The organism is Bradyrhizobium sp. Kon69 (assembly GCF_055807515.1).
On record NZ_JBVVOS010000595.1, the window covers coordinates 1 to 234 of the forward strand.

The 234-nt window shown below is 65.0% G+C and carries 1 protein-coding gene; it reads right to left on the reverse strand.

What is annotated here, in order from left to right; all coding sequences use genetic code 11:
* On the reverse strand, positions 1 to 234 hold a 234-nt coding region (locus AC0L3U_RS40280), incomplete at both ends, for a hypothetical protein (protein WP_473365255.1).

Sequence of the window (234 nt, forward strand, 5' to 3'; positions counted from 1 at the left end):
GGTTGCCCCACGGTGTGGTGAGGCTTACACCGTGAACGTCGTAGTCACCCAGCAGCGCCTCTTCGAGGGGCGACATCGGCACTACCGGGGCCGGCTCTTCGCTCAGTGGCGACTGAGCCGGCACGCTTTCGTAAAGGTGGCTGAGCAGGGTTTGCACTTTGTCCGTCAGCGCCTGGGGGCTGGCGGCCTGCACATTGAGTGTGTAGGGCGAGTGGCTCGCATCCTCGACCGGTG